The sequence below is a fragment of the Methylobacterium nodulans ORS 2060 genome, from assembly GCF_000022085.1.
Lineage (GTDB): Bacteria > Pseudomonadota > Alphaproteobacteria > Rhizobiales > Beijerinckiaceae > Methylobacterium > Methylobacterium nodulans.
Window position 1 is genome coordinate 2,090,707 of record NC_011894.1, and the last position, 14,530, is coordinate 2,105,236.

General features: G+C 68.3%; 19 protein-coding genes. 18 read left to right on the forward strand and 1 reads right to left on the reverse strand.

Annotated elements, in window-relative coordinates:
* The first annotated feature begins 359 nt into the window (after nt 1-359).
* A complete protein-coding gene (gene oxlT / locus MNOD_RS09600; protein ID WP_015928665.1) occupies nt 360-1,673 on the forward strand; it encodes an oxalate/formate MFS antiporter in 1,314 nt (437 codons plus the stop codon).
* A 643-nt stretch (nt 1,674-2,316) separates the two neighbouring features.
* On the opposite strand, the gene MNOD_RS42800 is transcribed toward oxlT, so the two are convergent.
* Nucleotides 2,317-2,592, reverse strand: a complete 276-nt coding sequence (locus MNOD_RS42800; protein WP_015928666.1) for a hypothetical protein — start codon at nt 2,590-2,592, stop codon at nt 2,317-2,319.
* A 482-nt stretch (nt 2,593-3,074) separates the two neighbouring features.
* Between MNOD_RS42800 and MNOD_RS09605 the strand changes: the two genes are divergently transcribed.
* The 17 genes from MNOD_RS09605 to MNOD_RS49910 all read left to right on the forward strand — a co-directional run bounded on the left by MNOD_RS09605 (nt 3,075) and on the right by MNOD_RS49910 (nt 14,525).
* The gene (locus MNOD_RS09605) at nt 3,075-3,824 is read left to right on the forward strand and encodes a Crp/Fnr family transcriptional regulator (RefSeq protein WP_015928667.1); all 750 of its coding nucleotides are present in this window, start codon (nt 3,075-3,077) and stop codon (nt 3,822-3,824) included.
* A gap of 71 nt (nt 3,825-3,895) precedes the next feature.
* Nucleotides 3,896-4,261: an HNH endonuclease gene (locus MNOD_RS09610; RefSeq protein WP_043750772.1), complete on the forward strand. Its 366-nt coding sequence runs from the start codon at nt 3,896-3,898 to the stop codon at nt 4,259-4,261.
* Between the two features lie 104 nt (nt 4,262-4,365).
* Nucleotides 4,366-4,800: a P27 family phage terminase small subunit gene (locus tag MNOD_RS09615; protein WP_015928669.1), complete on the forward strand. Its 435-nt coding sequence runs from the start codon at nt 4,366-4,368 to the stop codon at nt 4,798-4,800.
* Nucleotides 4,772-6,607 carry a terminase large subunit gene (locus tag MNOD_RS09620; protein ID WP_015928670.1) on the forward strand — a complete coding sequence of 612 codons (1,836 nt, stop codon included), beginning with the start codon at nt 4,772-4,774 and terminating at the stop codon, nt 6,605-6,607. Before MNOD_RS09615 ends, MNOD_RS09620 begins: the two co-directional genes overlap by 29 nt.
* Nucleotides 6,607-6,786, forward strand: a complete 180-nt coding sequence (locus MNOD_RS09625) for a hypothetical protein (RefSeq protein ID WP_015928671.1) — start codon at nt 6,607-6,609, stop codon at nt 6,784-6,786. The genes MNOD_RS09620 and MNOD_RS09625 overlap by 1 nt, the downstream gene beginning before the upstream one ends.
* On the forward strand, nt 6,786-8,207 hold the full coding sequence (locus tag MNOD_RS09630) for a phage portal protein (protein WP_015928672.1): 1,422 nt from the start codon (nt 6,786-6,788) through the stop codon (nt 8,205-8,207). Before MNOD_RS09625 ends, MNOD_RS09630 begins: the two co-directional genes overlap by 1 nt.
* A complete protein-coding gene (locus MNOD_RS09635) occupies nt 8,204-9,112 on the forward strand; it encodes a S49 family peptidase (RefSeq protein WP_015928673.1) in 909 nt (302 codons plus the stop codon). The genes MNOD_RS09630 and MNOD_RS09635 overlap by 4 nt, the downstream gene beginning before the upstream one ends.
* A 97-nt stretch (nt 9,113-9,209) precedes the next feature.
* Entirely contained in the window at nt 9,210-10,673 is a 1,464-nt protein-coding gene (locus MNOD_RS09640) for a phage major capsid protein (RefSeq protein ID WP_244424693.1), read from the forward strand.
* Between the two features lie 62 nt (nt 10,674-10,735).
* Nucleotides 10,736-11,125 carry a hypothetical protein gene (locus MNOD_RS09645; RefSeq protein ID WP_015928675.1) on the forward strand — a complete coding sequence of 130 codons (390 nt, stop codon included), beginning with the start codon at nt 10,736-10,738 and terminating at the stop codon, nt 11,123-11,125.
* A gap of 65 nt (nt 11,126-11,190) precedes the next feature.
* Nucleotides 11,191-11,661, forward strand: coding sequence for a hypothetical protein (locus MNOD_RS09650; protein ID WP_015928676.1), 471 nt, complete (start codon nt 11,191-11,193; stop codon nt 11,659-11,661).
* Between the two features lie 26 nt (nt 11,662-11,687).
* Nucleotides 11,688-12,176: a head-tail connector protein gene (locus MNOD_RS09655; protein WP_015928677.1), complete on the forward strand. Its 489-nt coding sequence runs from the start codon at nt 11,688-11,690 to the stop codon at nt 12,174-12,176.
* A 26-nt stretch (nt 12,177-12,202) separates the two neighbouring features.
* Nucleotides 12,203-12,505 (forward strand): phage head completion protein, encoded by a 303-nt coding sequence (locus MNOD_RS09660; RefSeq protein WP_244424694.1) that lies wholly within the window; start codon nt 12,203-12,205, stop codon nt 12,503-12,505.
* Nucleotides 12,505-13,077 carry an HK97 gp10 family phage protein gene (locus tag MNOD_RS09665; RefSeq protein ID WP_015928679.1) on the forward strand — a complete coding sequence of 191 codons (573 nt, stop codon included), beginning with the start codon at nt 12,505-12,507 and terminating at the stop codon, nt 13,075-13,077. The genes MNOD_RS09660 and MNOD_RS09665 overlap by 1 nt, the downstream gene beginning before the upstream one ends.
* On the forward strand, nt 13,074-13,523 hold the full coding sequence (locus MNOD_RS09670; RefSeq protein WP_015928680.1) for a DUF3168 domain-containing protein: 450 nt from the start codon (nt 13,074-13,076) through the stop codon (nt 13,521-13,523). The genes MNOD_RS09665 and MNOD_RS09670 overlap by 4 nt, the downstream gene beginning before the upstream one ends.
* Nucleotides 13,520-13,969: a hypothetical protein gene (locus tag MNOD_RS09675; RefSeq protein ID WP_015928681.1), complete on the forward strand. Its 450-nt coding sequence runs from the start codon at nt 13,520-13,522 to the stop codon at nt 13,967-13,969. The genes MNOD_RS09670 and MNOD_RS09675 overlap by 4 nt, the downstream gene beginning before the upstream one ends.
* Entirely contained in the window at nt 13,966-14,352 is a 387-nt protein-coding gene (locus MNOD_RS09680) for a gene transfer agent family protein (protein WP_015928682.1), read from the forward strand. The genes MNOD_RS09675 and MNOD_RS09680 overlap by 4 nt, the downstream gene beginning before the upstream one ends.
* Before the next feature lie 44 nt (nt 14,353-14,396).
* Nucleotides 14,397-14,525, forward strand: coding sequence for a hypothetical protein (locus MNOD_RS49910; RefSeq protein WP_015928683.1), 129 nt, complete (start codon nt 14,397-14,399; stop codon nt 14,523-14,525).
* Nucleotides 14,526-14,530: the final 5 nt, after the last annotated feature.

The window sequence follows — 14,530 nt, forward strand, 5'->3', positions numbered from 1 at the left end:
GGGCTCCGAGGGGCGCGTGACAGCGCCTCCGCCGAACATCGCCGCGGGCATGAGCAAAAACCTGCGGCCTGCTCTTGACGCAGGCCAGGATTGCAGCAATCCTGGTATACAATATGCAAGCCGAAAGCCGCGGCTACGCGCCGTCGCAAATTCGGCTCGAGCGCCGCTTGCGACGCTTCACTCATCCACGCTGACCCGATCAAAGCGCGTCGGTCAGCAGGCGGTTATCGCTGCTCTGATCTCGGCGATCTCCAGCAAAAGCTGGGGTGCCTGGGCGCTGTCCCGGTCTGCCGCACGCCTGCAAGGTTTGTCTCTCCGGAGGCTACCAAGTTCCTATAAAAACAACCGAGGAAACGCTAATGCCAGCGTCTGCAATGAGAAAAACCGAGCGAGTATCAGATAGTTACCGCTGGATGCAGCTCGCGATCGGCGTCATCTGCATGGTGATGATCGCCAACCTGCAGTATGGCTGGACCTTCTTCGTCCCGGAAATCCAAAAAACGTTCGGCTTCGATCGCGCCGCGATCCAGTGGGCCTTCACGCTCTTTGTCCTGTTCGAGACCTGGCTTGTGCCCGTCGAGGGCTGGTTCGTTGACAAGTACGGCCCGAAGATCGTGGTCCTGTTCGGGGGCGTGCTCTGCGGCGTCGGCTGGGTAATCAACGCCTATGCCTCAAGCCTCAACCTGTTCTACGTCGGTCAGGTCATCGCGGGCCTGGGAGCGGGCGCGGTCTATGGCACCTGCGTGGGTAATGCCCTCAAGTGGTTCCCGGACAAGCGTGGTCTGGCCGCCGGCATCACCGCTGCGGGCTTCGGTGCCGGTTCGGCCCTCACGGTGGCGCCCATCCAGTGGATGATTGCCGACCAGGGCTTCCAAGCTGCCTTCCTCAATTTCGGCATCGGCCAAGGCGTGATTGTCGCCGCACTGGCCTTCTTCCTGGCGGCGCCGCGCAAGGGCCAAATCCCGGAGGTGACGAGCACCGCCAACATTCAGTCGCGGCGCAACTACACGCCCAGCGAGGTGGTGCGCCAGCCGATCTTCTGGCTGATGTACTTCATGTTCGTCATCGTCGGCGCCGGCGGCCTGATGATCACCGCGAACCTGAAGCCGATCGCGGCCGATATCCACGTCGACAAGGTGCCGGTGACGATCCTCGGCGTCACCATGGTGGCCATCACCTTCGCGGCGACGATTGACCGTGTGCTCAACGGGCTGACCCGGCCCTTCTTTGGCTGGGTCTCGGACAAGATTGGGCGCGAGAACACGATGTTCATCGCCTTTGCGATGGAGGGGTTTGGCATCTACATGCTGTACCTCTGGGGGCATGATCCGCTGTGGTTTGTCCTCCTGTCGGGCTTTGTGTTCTTTGCCTGGGGCGAGATCTACTCGCTGTTCCCGTCAACCTGCACCGACACGTTCGGCTCCAAGTTCGCGGCGACGAATGCCGGGCTGCTCTATACGGCCAAGGGGACCGCGGCGCTGCTGGTGCCCTTCGCCAATTACCTGCAGCAGAGCACAGCCAACTGGGACGGCGTGTTCCTCGCGGCGGCCGGAGCCAACATCCTGGCTTCCATCCTCGCCATCGCGCTGCTGAAGCCCTGGCGCAAGCGCGTCGTCACCGGCGCCCAGGCCGATGCGGACGTCCCCGCCGGCGCAAAGGTGGCGGTAGCCTGACAGGCTCCAGGCAACCGTAGCCACAGCAAACACGGGAAGGGTCTGGACATGCCTCCAGACCCTTTCTCGTTAAGCACTGCCCACCCGACGGTGAGGCCAGGAACGTGGACCGGCCCTGAAGGGTTCACTCAGCCGGCGTTCCTACACGGTTGGGGCGCCTTATTGCGCGTTCATTCAGTGGTCAGAGCGGCCACATCTATATCCATTCCATCAAGGTGGCTGGCCCGCCCCATTGCTTGGATGACGGTAGCGTGCTACCTCTTCCGGCGGACGCCCACGCTGTGCGTGATCCGCGGTTCTCGCGTGCATCTCCGGTGTGGCCCTGGCCCGGAAGCCCCGTGCGCCGCGACAGGGTGAATGCGTCCTGATTTCTACTGATCACGTCGCGAGAGTGGAGCGTCCGAGCCTGCGGATACCATCTCCGTCTGCTGGGCCTCCTCCGGCCCCGTGCGCACGAAGCCCGATCCGGACGGCGAACTGGCGAAGCGCTCCGAGCGGTTGGCCAGCAGTGACCCTCGTCGGCGTGTGCTTCCTGTCGTGGCCGGTTCGTAAAGGGGTGGGAGCGATACTATTCGCCCTCAATCCAAGCGAACCGCACAGCTATCGCTTGGAAGGGCGCTCTAGCTACGATCTTTAAGGCGCCTCAGTTCGCAACGGGTCCATCCATCAGGACCTGCTCACGCACCCACTCAACTGCCTTGTCTTTGGAGGCGAAGATTGAGCCGTTATTCCAGTCTTTGCAGGGGCCAAAGCCAGCCTCAAGAAACCACTTGCCTTGAAGCTCTTGTTCAGTATCTCGGGCTTCGTTGATTTGTGTCAGAACAGCAACAAGCTGACCGCCGATAAAGACAAGTGTTCCGTGCTCGCCACCGGTTCCGGTGTTCACGGTTACAGACTGCAAATACGCTTCCGTGCCCATCGGATCGACCGAATCAGTTGCAGTTATACTAACGACCCGTATTTTGTGCAGTGCAACACGACAAGTACTACCTTAGTCTAATACCAAAAAATGCCACCTCTCGTTGCGCAGTCGAGCTGGTGTCGAGTCCCACACGCACCGATCTATCGCCCCTCGGCGCGCGTCGGCCTCCAGCGGGAGCCTCGACCTCAGCGCGGCCGAAAGCAGGGCCGGACGTCACGGCTGGGACCAGTCCCGCAAACCATCGTGGAGTCGGCACTGGGTTCGGTGCGGTCCGGGGCGCCATCTCGTGCGCCACATGGCCCAAATCTGACGCTTCGCACCCACGCCACAGACTTGCAACGGGTGCATAGCAGTCTCAGATCTGCGCCACTGCGGCCCCACTACCACCGTGCCATCGTCGCGCATCATCACATCGGTCCTGGATGCTGCTGGCCGGGAGATTGCGTACTCTCCCCTGCAAGTTAGCCAAGAGGAGCGTCATGGCCGCCTCCTTCCAGCCCGACACCCATCCGTTCGTGCGCAAGGTGGAGAGCATTGCCCTCTTCACCCTGTCTGCGGACGAGAAGGCGGCACTCTTTGCTCTGCCGATGCAGGTGGCGGATTTCGGACCGCGGCAGGACATCGTGCGCGAGCATGACCGGCCTTCTCAGTGCTTCACCCTTCTGAAGGGCTTCGCCTGCCTCTACAAATCGACGCCGGCAGGCATGCGCCAGATCATGGCCTACCACGTCCCCGGTGACATGCCCGATCTCCAGAGCCTGCACCTGAAGGTGCTCGACAACGGCATCGCCACGGTCTCCCCATGCCGGATCGGACTCGTCCAGCACGAGGCGGTTCGGGCGCTCTTCCGCACCCATCCCAGGCTCGCGGACGCGTTCTGGCGCCTGACGCTGATCGACGCGGCCCTCCTCCGCGAGTGGATTGTCAACATCGGTCGGCGCCACGCCTATACCCGGATGGCTCACCTCTTCTGCGAGTTGGTCACGCGCTTGGAGGCAGTCGGGCTTGCCCAGGATCATGCGTGCGATCTGCCGATGACCCAGACCGAGCTTGCGGACGCGCTCGGGCTCACGACCGTTCACGTCAACCGCACGCTGCAGGAACTCAGGAGTGCAGGGCTGGTCACGCTGCGCGGTGGACGGCTGACGGTGAACGACTGGGAGGGGCTGACCGCCATAGCGGGGTTCGATCCGATCTATCTGCACCTGAAGCAGTTCGAAGCCTCCTAATGGGGATAGGCGTCCCAATCGGCCTGACCTGGCTCGCCGGCCCGACGCTGGCGGAGGCGCAGGAGGGCGCGATGAACAAGACCGCTGCGGATCGGGCTCGTGTCAGTTTCCATGATGCGCGCCGCACCACCGACCAACCCTGGCGGCACTGGTACTGGACAGCGCGCTGGCGCCGCATCGCCCAGGCGCAGCTTCGGGATCATCCGCTTTGTGCGATGTGCTCGACGGATGAGAGGCCGGTCGCAGCGACGGTCTGCGACCACGTGGTGCCGCACCGGGGCGACGAGCATCTGTTCTGGGAGGGTGAGCTGCAGTCCCTCTGCAAGCCCTGCCACGACGGCACAAAGCAGGCGCAGGAGCGCCGCGGTTACGTGACGGGCGTGACCCTCGATGGGCGGCCGCGCGACCCGCGTCATCCGTGGAATCGGCCCACCTGACCTTGGGGGAGGGGAGGGTCGAAAGTCTAGGACCTCCGGATCCTGCACCCGACGCCCCCCTCCGTTCGCACTGGAAGCAGTTTCAGACAAAAAAGTTGGCCGAGATGGATGTGGTGAGCGGCACCGGGACAATCGTTGCGGAGCCCGATTGGTCGTCCTTGTTCTCCGACGAACTCGACCTCGCAGCAGCACGGGAGCACTGGCGCGTGATCACGACGGAGCTGCGCGAGCGCAACCTGCTGGCGCCCGTGAACGGCCACGCGATCCAGCGGCTGGTCTGCGCCCGGGTGCTCTACGATCGGTCGCTGCGCCAAGTCGCCGAGAGCGGATCGGTGTCCCGGCCACGGCGGGGCAACGCCAAGGCCATCGCCCGGTTGAGCCCGCATCACACCGCGATGCGCGAGCTGGCCTCCGACGCTGCGGCGCTGGAAGCCGAGCTCGGGCTGTCGCCGCGGCGCCGCGGCGCGGTAACGAAGGTGGAGCGCAAGACCAAGGCGGCGCGAGCGGCCGATGCCTATCTCAGGCCCGTCGCGAAGTGATCCCACGACCGCCTGGGCGGAAGACGTCGTCGCCGGGCGGATCGTGGCCGGCGAGCTGGTGCGCCATGCCGCCGAGCGGCACCTGCGCGACCGGCGCGATGGAGCCCGGCGTGGGTTGCACTGGCGGCCGGAGATCGCAGCCCGGGCGCTCGGCTTCCTGCCGGCCGTCCTGACCATCACGGCGGGCGCCAAGGCCGGCGAGCCGTTCGTGCCGCTGCCCTGGCACACCTTCGTGATCGGCTCGCTGTTCGGCTGGCGCAAGGACAGCGGTCGGATGCGCTTCCGTGCCGGCTGGCTGGAGACCGGCAAGGGCCAGGCGAAGTCGCCGCTGATGGCCGCGGTTGGGCTCTACCTGATGGGCTGGGCCGGCATTCCGCGGTCCGAGGTCTACGCGATCGGGCAGGACCGGGCCACCGCCAACGTGCTGTTCGGGGACGCGGTGGCGATGTGCCGGGCGCCGATCCCCGGAGCCGAGGACGACAGTGACACGCTGGAGCAGCGCGGCGAGGTCGTGATCCGCGGCGAGGGCGACAATGCCTGGAAGATCGAGCACATCGAGACCGGCTCGAAGTTCCGGGCGCTGGCCAACGGCGAGGCGGTGTCTGGCCCGCGGCCCACCGCCGTGCTGGCCGACGAGATCCACGAGTTCAAGGCCAACGCGGCCATCGAGACGTGGCGGCGGGCGGTGGCGAAGATGCCGGGCGACGCGCTGATGCTGCTCGGCACCAACACGCCGGCCACGACGCAGATCGTTGGCACGGATTACTCGGAGTTCTACCAGAAGGTAGCGCGGGGCGAGATCCAGGATGACGAGGCGTTCGCCTTCATCGCCCGGGTCGACAAGGCCGACCGCGAGAGCGTGTTCGAGGACGAATCCTGCTGGCCGAAGGCGCTGCCGGCGCTGGGCATCACCTTCCCGATCGAGAACATCCGGGGCGAGGTGAACACGGCCAAGCAGTTGCTCTCGACGGCGCTGTCGGTGAAGCGGCTCTACTTCGGCATCCCGATCGGCGCCACCGCGTTCTGGATCGCTGAGGAGGCCTGGGTCGCGGTTCAGGGCAAGGTCGATGCGCAGGCGCTGCGTGGGCAGCCGTGCTGGCTGGCGCTGGACCTGTCCAAGAAGAACGACCTCACGGCCCTCACGGCGGTGTGGGTCGGGGGAGACGGGCACCACTTTGCCAAGACCTGGTACTGGACCACGCGGGAAGGGATTGCGGACCGGGCCCGGGCCGATCAGGCGCCCTATGACCAGTGGGCGGAGAGGCCTGAGGAGACGGGCTTGGTCGCCGTTCCGGGCGCGGTGATCGACAAGACCTTCGTGGCCGCCGAGGTGGCCCGCCTCGTCGCCGAGCACGACGTGCAGTTCCTGGCCTTCGACCCGGCCGGGATGGCGGATTTCGAGGCCGCCTGCGAGGAGATCGGGCTTCCGGTGTGGCGCTACCAGGGGCCGGGCGAGCCCGAAGGCGAGGGGTTGAAGCTCGTCGCGCACGGCCAGGGCAAGCGCATCGTGTTCGAGGACCGGGCGCTGTGCATGCCGCGCTCGATCGAACGCCTGGAGGACCTGATCCTGACCGGCGGCATCGCGATCGACGCCTCCCCCGTCACCTACGCCTGCGCCGCCAACGCCCACGTCGATGCGGACGGCCAGGGCAACCGGGCCTTCGACAAGAAGCGGAGCCGGGGCCGCATCGACGGCCTCGTGACGATCGCGATGGCGGTCGGGGCAGCGTCGGCCGACCTGCCGGACAGCGGCCCGTCCGTCTACGAGACCCGCGGCATCCTGGAAATCGAGATCGACGCGATCTGATGGAAGAGCCTCACGATCTCCCGGCGCCACGTGCCAGGCTGTTCGGCCTGCCCGAGGCATCGGCTCTGGCCGGCATCGGCCTCGTCGTGGCGGGCGTCGCGCTGATCCACGTGCCCACCGCGCTCATCGTCGCCGGCCTCGCGCTCGTGGCCACGGCGATTGCCCTGGCGAGGCTCTGATGGGGCTGCTCGCCTCGCTCTTCGGCGCTGCGGCCGCGCCCCGCTTCGGCCCGTCAGCCTCCGTCTCGGACGGCGGCTGGCTCATCCGCGCCATCGGTGGCGGGCGCACCGCCGCTGGCACGGTCGTGACCGAGCACTCGGCCCTGCGGCTGCCGGTGGTCTACGCCTGCGTCAACCGCATCTCGAACCCGCTGGCCCGCTTCCCGATCAAGATCATGAAGCCCCGCGCCGGCGGGGGCAGCGAGGAGGTGACGGACCATCCCCTGTCGCGCCGGCTCGGCCTGCGGCCCAACGACTTCATGTCGTCGCGCACCCTGCGCAAGACGGCGCAGGCTCATGCTCTCCTGTGGGGCAACGGCTACATGGAGATCGAGCGCAACGGCCGCGGGCAGGCGGTCGGTCTCTGGCCGCTCCTGCCCTGGGCCACGCAGCCGGTGCGCGAGGACGGCGTGCTGGTCTACCGGACCACCATCGACGGGCAGACCTTCCGCCTCGACCACGAGGACGTCCTGCACATCATGGACCTCAGCCAGGACGGCTATGTGGGGCATTCGCCGGTGGCACTGGCCCGCGAGGCCTTGGGGCTCGCGCAGGCCCTTGAGCAGTTCGGCGGCAAGTTCTTCGCCAACGATGCCAAGAGCGGCGGCTTCCTCCTGCATCCCGGCCGGCTCTCGGCCGGCGCACAGGCGAACCTGAGGGCGCAGGGACCGCGCGGGCAGCGCGACCCGAACGCTCCGCGGGTCGAGCCGGGGCGCACCGACCCCGGCGCGATGCTGGAGCGCCAGGGCGGCCTCGACAACGCGCACCGGGTCAAGGTGCTCGAGGAGGGCATGAAGTACATCCAGACGACGATCCCGCCCGAGGATGCGCAGTTCCTCGGCACCCGCGAGATGCAGATCGCGGAAATCGCGCGGATGTACGATGTGCCGCTGATCCTGCTGCAGAGCCACGAGAAGACGACGTCGTGGGGCTCCGGCATCGAGCAGCTGATGATCGGCTTCGTCCGTCAGACCGTCGAGCCCTGGGTGAATGCCTGGGAGCAGGAGATGAACTGGAAGCTCTTCACGGAAGAGGAGCGAAAGCAGGGATACTTCGTCAAGTTCAACATGAACGCGCTCCTGCGCGGCGACATGATGAGCCGGGCCCGGTTCTACCAGCTTCTGTTCGGCGTGGGCGGCCTCTCGCCCAATGATATCCTGACGCTGGAGGACATGGACCCGCTCGGCCCCGAAGGCGATCACCACTTCGTGCCGGTCAACATGCACACCCTCAAGAACGCGATCGACACCGTCGGCGTGCCCCAGGGCGGTGCCGTGCCTCCCGATCCGACCCAGGAGGCGCGGCTGGCCGCCGTGGAGGGGCGCGTGGACGAGCTCGACGTCATCGCTGCCCGTCTCGACGCTTTGGAGCGCGCCGCATGAAGTACGGTCACATTCTGATGGCGGTCACGGAAGAGCGCTGGGCCCTGCGCGAGGCGAAGCTGCAGGAGATCGTCGCCTTCCTGGAGGCGCAGGCGGACGGGGTGAAGTTCTCGGCGGAGGAGGTGCAGGCCCGCATCTCGAACGCGCAGGCGAAGGAGGTGGCGCGCCGCGAGGGCGCGGTGGCGGTGCTGCCGCTGCGCGGGGTCATCGCCAACCGCATGAACCTGATGGGCGACATCTCGGGCGGCACGTCCGCCGAGGCGTTCCGGCACGCCTTCCAGGGGGCGCTGCGCGATCCCGAGGTGAAGGCGATCGTGCTGGATGTGGACAGCCCTGGCGGCGCCGTCAGCGGTTCGGACGAACTGTCGAGCATGATCTTCGCGGCCCGCGGCACGAAGCCGATCGTGGCGCATGTCGACGCCACGGCGGCCTCGGCGGCCTACTGGATCGCCTCCGCCGCCGACGAGGTGGTGGTGACGCCGACCGGCGCGGTCGGGTCCATCGGCGTCTTCGGCATTCACGACGACCTGTCCGGCGCCCGCGAGAAGCTGGGGGTGAAGCGCACCATCATCAGCGCCGGCCGGTTCAAGGCCGATGGCGTGGCCGGCCCGCTCGATGACGCGGCGCTGGCCCGCCGCCAGGCCCGGGTGGAGGCCGCCTACGACATGTTCGTGCGGGCCGTGGCCCGCAACCGCAACGTCAGCCTGTCGGCGGTGCGCGACGGCTTCGGCCAGGGCGACATGGTGGATGCCGCGCCCGCCGTGGCGGAGGGCATGGCGGACCGCCTCGGCACCCTCGACGAGACGCTGCAACGCCTCGGAGCGAGCCAGTACCGGCCCGCTCCGGCCGCTCGCCGGGCCGGCGTCGCGCCGCGGCGTGCCCTGCGAGCGCTCGACCTTTCCTGATCTGACCCGCGCCTCGCGCGAGCAGTCGCCCCGCCAGGGACCGGCCTGGATGGGGTCTCCCCGTTCGTCCGGTCATCACCGCGAGAGGAATCGCGTCATGAAATCGAACCGACCGGCGGTTCTGCTCGCAGCAGCCGCGTTCGTGTGCCTCGGCGTCCTCGTCGTCTGCGGCATCCATGGCGACCCCGCCGCCTTCGCTCCGTACCTGCACGGCCTTCCCACCGCTGTGCTTGCCGCCCCGGCCATGGCCGCCCTCGAGGCGCCGCTTCGCGCCCTCCAGGAAAAGCGGGCCGGGATCGTCGCGCGCATGCGCGAGATCCTTCAGGCCGCCGAGGCCGAGGACCGCGACCTCACGGCCGAGGAGGCGGAGAGCTACGATGGCCTGAAGGCCGACAAGGATGCTCTTGATCGGCGCATCGCGCGCCTGGAGGAGCAGGCCGGGCATGAGGCCGCGTTGGAGGAGACGCGCCCGGCGGTGTCCCGCCGCGCCGGTCCTCAGCCGGTCCGGCGGCACGGCGAGGCCTCGACGCAGTTCGAGAGCCTGGGCGAGTTCATGCACGCCGTGCGCTTCCGGCCGAACGACCAGCGCCTCGACTTCCACGAGGGCATCGGCGCCTCGGAAGCAGAAGGTGCCCTGAGCGCCGAGATGCGGATGGACGACGGGCCCTCCGGCGGCTTCGCGATTCCGCCGCAGTTCCGCACCGAGCTGATGTCGGTGCGCCCGCAGGACTCGATCGTGCGGTCGCGCGCGAACGTGCTGCCCGCCGGCTCGCCGCCGGATGCCCCGGTGGTGATCCCGGCCCTCGATCAGACTGGCGACGCCCCGCAGGGGATGTTCGGCGGCGTGAAGGTGACCTGGATCGAGGAGGGCGGGGAGAAGCCCGAGACCGACCTCAAGCTGCGCGAGATCATGCTGACGCCGCACGAGGTCGCCGGCACGATCACGATCGGCGACAAGCTGCTGCGCAACTGGCAGACCTCCGATACCCTGCTGCGCACCCAGCTGCGCGGCGCGGTCTCGGCGGCGGAGGACTACGCCTTCCTGCGCGGCAATGGCGTCGGCCGGCCGCTCGGCGCGATCCATGCGCCGGCGGCCTACAAGGTGCCGCGGGCGCAGGCGACCAAGGTCACCTACGTCGACCTCGTCACCATGCTCTCGCGGCTGCTGATGCGCGGCAGCAACCCCGTGTGGAGCGCGCCGCAGGCCGTCTTGCCGCAGATCATGCTGCTCAAGGACGACCAGGGCCGCCTCATCTGGCAGCCGAACGCGCAGGACGGCATTCCCGGCACCCTGCTCGGCTACCCGCTGATCTGGAACAACCGGGCGCCGCTGCTCGGCACGCTCGGCGACGTCGTGCTGGCGGACTGGTCCTCGTACCTGATCAAGGACGGCTCCGGCCCCTACGTCGCGGCGTCGGAGCACGTGCACTTCACCCGCAACAAGACCGTGATCAAGGTCTTCTGGAACGTCGACGGCGCGCCCTGGCTCACCGAGCCGATCAAGGAGGAGAACGGCTACGCCGTCTCGCCCTTCGTCGTGCTCGACGTGCCCGCCGCGTGATCCTCGCGGGCGCCTGACGCGCGCCCGCTCCTCTCCGCCTCCATCGTGAAGGACCGCGAGCCATGCCCACCATTGCCCAGCGGCAGCGTCGCCAGCTCGGCGTCGTCCACGCCGACATCACCACGGCCCGGACCGGGGCGTACTACGCCGCCGCGGGCGCCCAGCGCATCGCCGCCGACGTCGTCACCGGCCCCATCGCCGCGACGAAAAAGGTCACCGTCCAGCTCCTGCAGGCCACCGACGGCGCGGGCGCAGGCGCCAAGCCGCTCGGCGCGCCGGTCGAGAAGGTTGCGCCGGCCGGCGGCGGCGCCCTGCTCGTCACGGCCGAGGCCAAGACCGAGCAGCTCGACGACGGCTACAGCTACGTCGCCGTGCAGATCTCCTCGGACAATGCGGGCGCCGTGATCGGCACCGCCGTGCTGCTGTTCGGGGACAACCGCTACAACCCGTGAGCTCCGGGGCTGCGGCCCCGGCCGCGGCTCCGACCCATCCCTCTGCCTGACCAGGAGCTTGCGTCATGGGCAAGACCAACGTCGCCGAACGCACCGCGATCAGCGCCTTCACCCTGGATGGCCGCCCCGTCCGTCAGGGGCAGGTCGTCGCGCTCACGCCCGTGCAGATCAAGACCCTCGCCGCGGCCGGCTGCGTGGCCCTCACGGATGAGGAGAACGCGGCCGTGCCGACCGCCAGCCTGCCGCCCCTGCAGAGTGCCAGCGGTCAGCAGGAGATCGAGGCCCTGGATGCGGCGGTCGCCACGGCGCGCGAGCAGGCGCAGGCGGCCATTGCGGAGATCAATCGATTGGTCGAGGAGGCTCGCGCCAAGGCGCAGCAGGAGGCGGCGGACCTGGAGCAGGGCTTGGCCGATCGGCGCAGGGCGGCCGCGGCCGAGATCGCCGAGATCGAGGCTCGGGTGGAGGCTGCGAAAGCGACCGAGCAGAACCAGAACAGCAACTCCGATAACAGTTCCGCTGGCAAGAAGCCCAAGTAATCGGCCGATCCGCAGCCGAGATCCCCATGTCCCCGATCGTCGTCACGCCGCCCGCTCCGATCGTCACGCTGGCGCAGGCGAAGCGGCACCTGCGCGTCGAGCACGACGACGATAATGGCTACATCTCCGACCTGGTGGAGGTGGCGACGGCCTGGCTCGACGGGCCGGACGGCTGGCTCGGCCGGGCGCTCGGGGAACAGGTCCTGGAGATCGTCTTCCCGGCCGTTCTCGCCCCCGGCGACCGCGTCTATCCGTGCCCGCCGTTCCGGGCCGTGGAGAGCGAGACGCCCTCGGCGGACGGGCAGAGCATCACCGTCCGCTACCGCGCCGGCTATCCAGAGACGGGAACCGGGAGCGACGCCAGGAGCACGGTTCCGGCGCCGATCCGGCACGCGATCCTGCTCATGGTCGGGCATTTCTACACCAACCGCCTGCCTGTCACCCCAGCCGGAGGAATGAGCGAGTTGCCTCTGGGGGTCGACGCGCTGCTGTCGCCTTACCGGGGGTGGGGCTGATGGATCCCGGCCTCCTCGATAAGCGCGTGACGTTTCGTCAGCGGCCGGTGATCGGCGACGGCACCGACCGCGGCGACTACGCCGATGCCTTCAAGGCCTGGGCGAACTACCGGCAGGAGAGCGCCCGCGAAGCCGCAGAGGGTGGCCGAGCGCAGGACGTTGAGACCGGCACGCTCACCATCCGCGACAGTCCCCAAGCCCGCACCGTCACCAGCGCCGATCGGGTGGTGATCCTAGGCCGCGAGTTCGGGATCGAGGGCGTCGGCCTGCCCGACCGCCGCACCGGCATGATCACGATGCGCATCTCGTCCAACATGGGAGGGCAGTGATGGTCGACATCACCGCGACCCTTGGCGCGATCGGCCAGGGGTTCTCCGCCTTCGATCTGGCGCCCCAGGCGCGCGCCTTCCGGACCGCGCCCGGCGTGCTGTCCGGCCTGCGCCTCATCGACACCGTCACGGGCGTGGTCGGGGTGGAGCGCATCTCGGGCCAACTCGCGAAGTACCTCGTGACGCTCGCCACTCGCTCCGACCACGCCGCCGAGCAGGCTGCGGCCGACATGGTGGAGATGATGCGTGCCAGGGCGCCGCGGGACACCGGCACGCTCTTCAGCGGCATCAGCTGGCGCAAGGAAGGTCGGCTGATCACCGTCGAGGCGACCGCGGTGAACGGGGACGACGAGTATGCCCGCTTCGTCGAATTCGGGCACCGGGTCGGCGGCACGGGCCATGCCGACGCGGGATTCTTCGACCTCGAGGACCACAGTGCACTTCGCCCACGCGGCTCCTCCGCCGGGCCGACCGACGTCGAGCCCAAACCCTTCTTCTGGAATTCGGTCCGCGAGGGACTGGCTCAGCTCTACAGCGGCGCCGCGGCTGCGGCGCGGGAGGAAGGACTATGACCCCGGAAACCGCCCTCCTCGGCGAGGTGCGCCGCCTGCTCAAGGCCGATGCGGGCGTCACCGCCCTCGTGGCCGGCAAGGTGTTCGACGCCGTGCCGAACGACCGCAGGCCCGGCCAGGAGGCTCCCTACATCTACGCGGGCCCGATCAACCGGCAGCGGGTCTACCTCGAATGCGGGACGGCTTGGCAGATCCGGATGCGGATCTACGCCGTCACCACAACCTCCGGTCGCGATCAGGGCTGGGAGGTGATCGAGGCCATCGTGCAGGCCCTGGACGGCAAGGACGCGGACGTCGTGACGATCCCGGCGCCCTTCAGCCTTCAGAACCGCCTCGACGTCACCCAGGCCGGCGACGTCGTCGATCCCCTCGCCCCCAAGTCGATGTTCGTGGACCTCACCACCACGATCGCCCGTGACACCCTCATCGAGGAGCCGCTTGGATGACGACCCCCAACCTCTTGCCCGGGAATCGCTTCAGGGCCTACCGCGGCGACGGCACTGCCCAGCAGAACTGGGCGTTCATCTGCCTCGCCACCTCGATCACGCTCACGCTGACGAACGCATTCGAGGATGCGACCGTCCCGGACTGCGATGATCCGCTGGCGATCCCGGTGCGCAAGAGCATCATGTCCTCGACCGCCTGGGGCGGGCGCATCGCCGGTCAGGTGGATGCGACGCGTCTTGCCAAGCTGCGTGCCGACGCGGGCAGCCAGACGCCGATCCCGTATCGGTTCCTGGTCGATCAGACCGCGGCCAACGGCGGCGGCGCCTGGATCGGCAACGTCTTCGTGGAGAACCTGGAGATCACGAAGAACAACAACGGCATCGTATCGTTCACCTGCCAGTTCCGCGGCGACGGCCCGCTCACGTGGACGGACGCCACGGCATGAGCGAGACCGACACCTCGCGCACGCTCGTGCGGGCGCCCTTCGGCGGTCGCGAGCGCTCGTTCCAGCTGCGACTCGGCGAGATCGCCGAACTGGAGCGGCTGTGCAACGCCGGCATCGGCGAGATCATGCTGCGGCTCGCCACCCACCGGTTCGGGGTCAACGACGTGTGGGAGCCGATCCGGCTCGGGCTGGAGGGTGCCGGTGCATCGGCCGTCGAGGCCCAGGCCCTGGTGATGCGCTATCACCCTCCCGTCTACCCGGTCGCCGACTTCCTCGACCTCGCGGCGCAGATCGTGAGGGCTGCGGTGAGCGGTGTCCCTCAGGGAAAAGCCGAGACGGAGGGGGGCAGCGCAGCCGCCCCGGAGACCTCTCCGTCTACATAGCAGCCGGGGCGGTCGCGGGGTTCACGCCACAGGATGTCCGGCGAATGACCCTGGCGGAGTGGCACGCCGCTATCGACGGGTTCATCCGCGCCCACACGCCGCGCGAGGCGGACATTGGCGAGGACGAATTCCTGAACGTGCTGTCCGAAGAGATGGCCGCCGGTCGCGCCTGATGGCG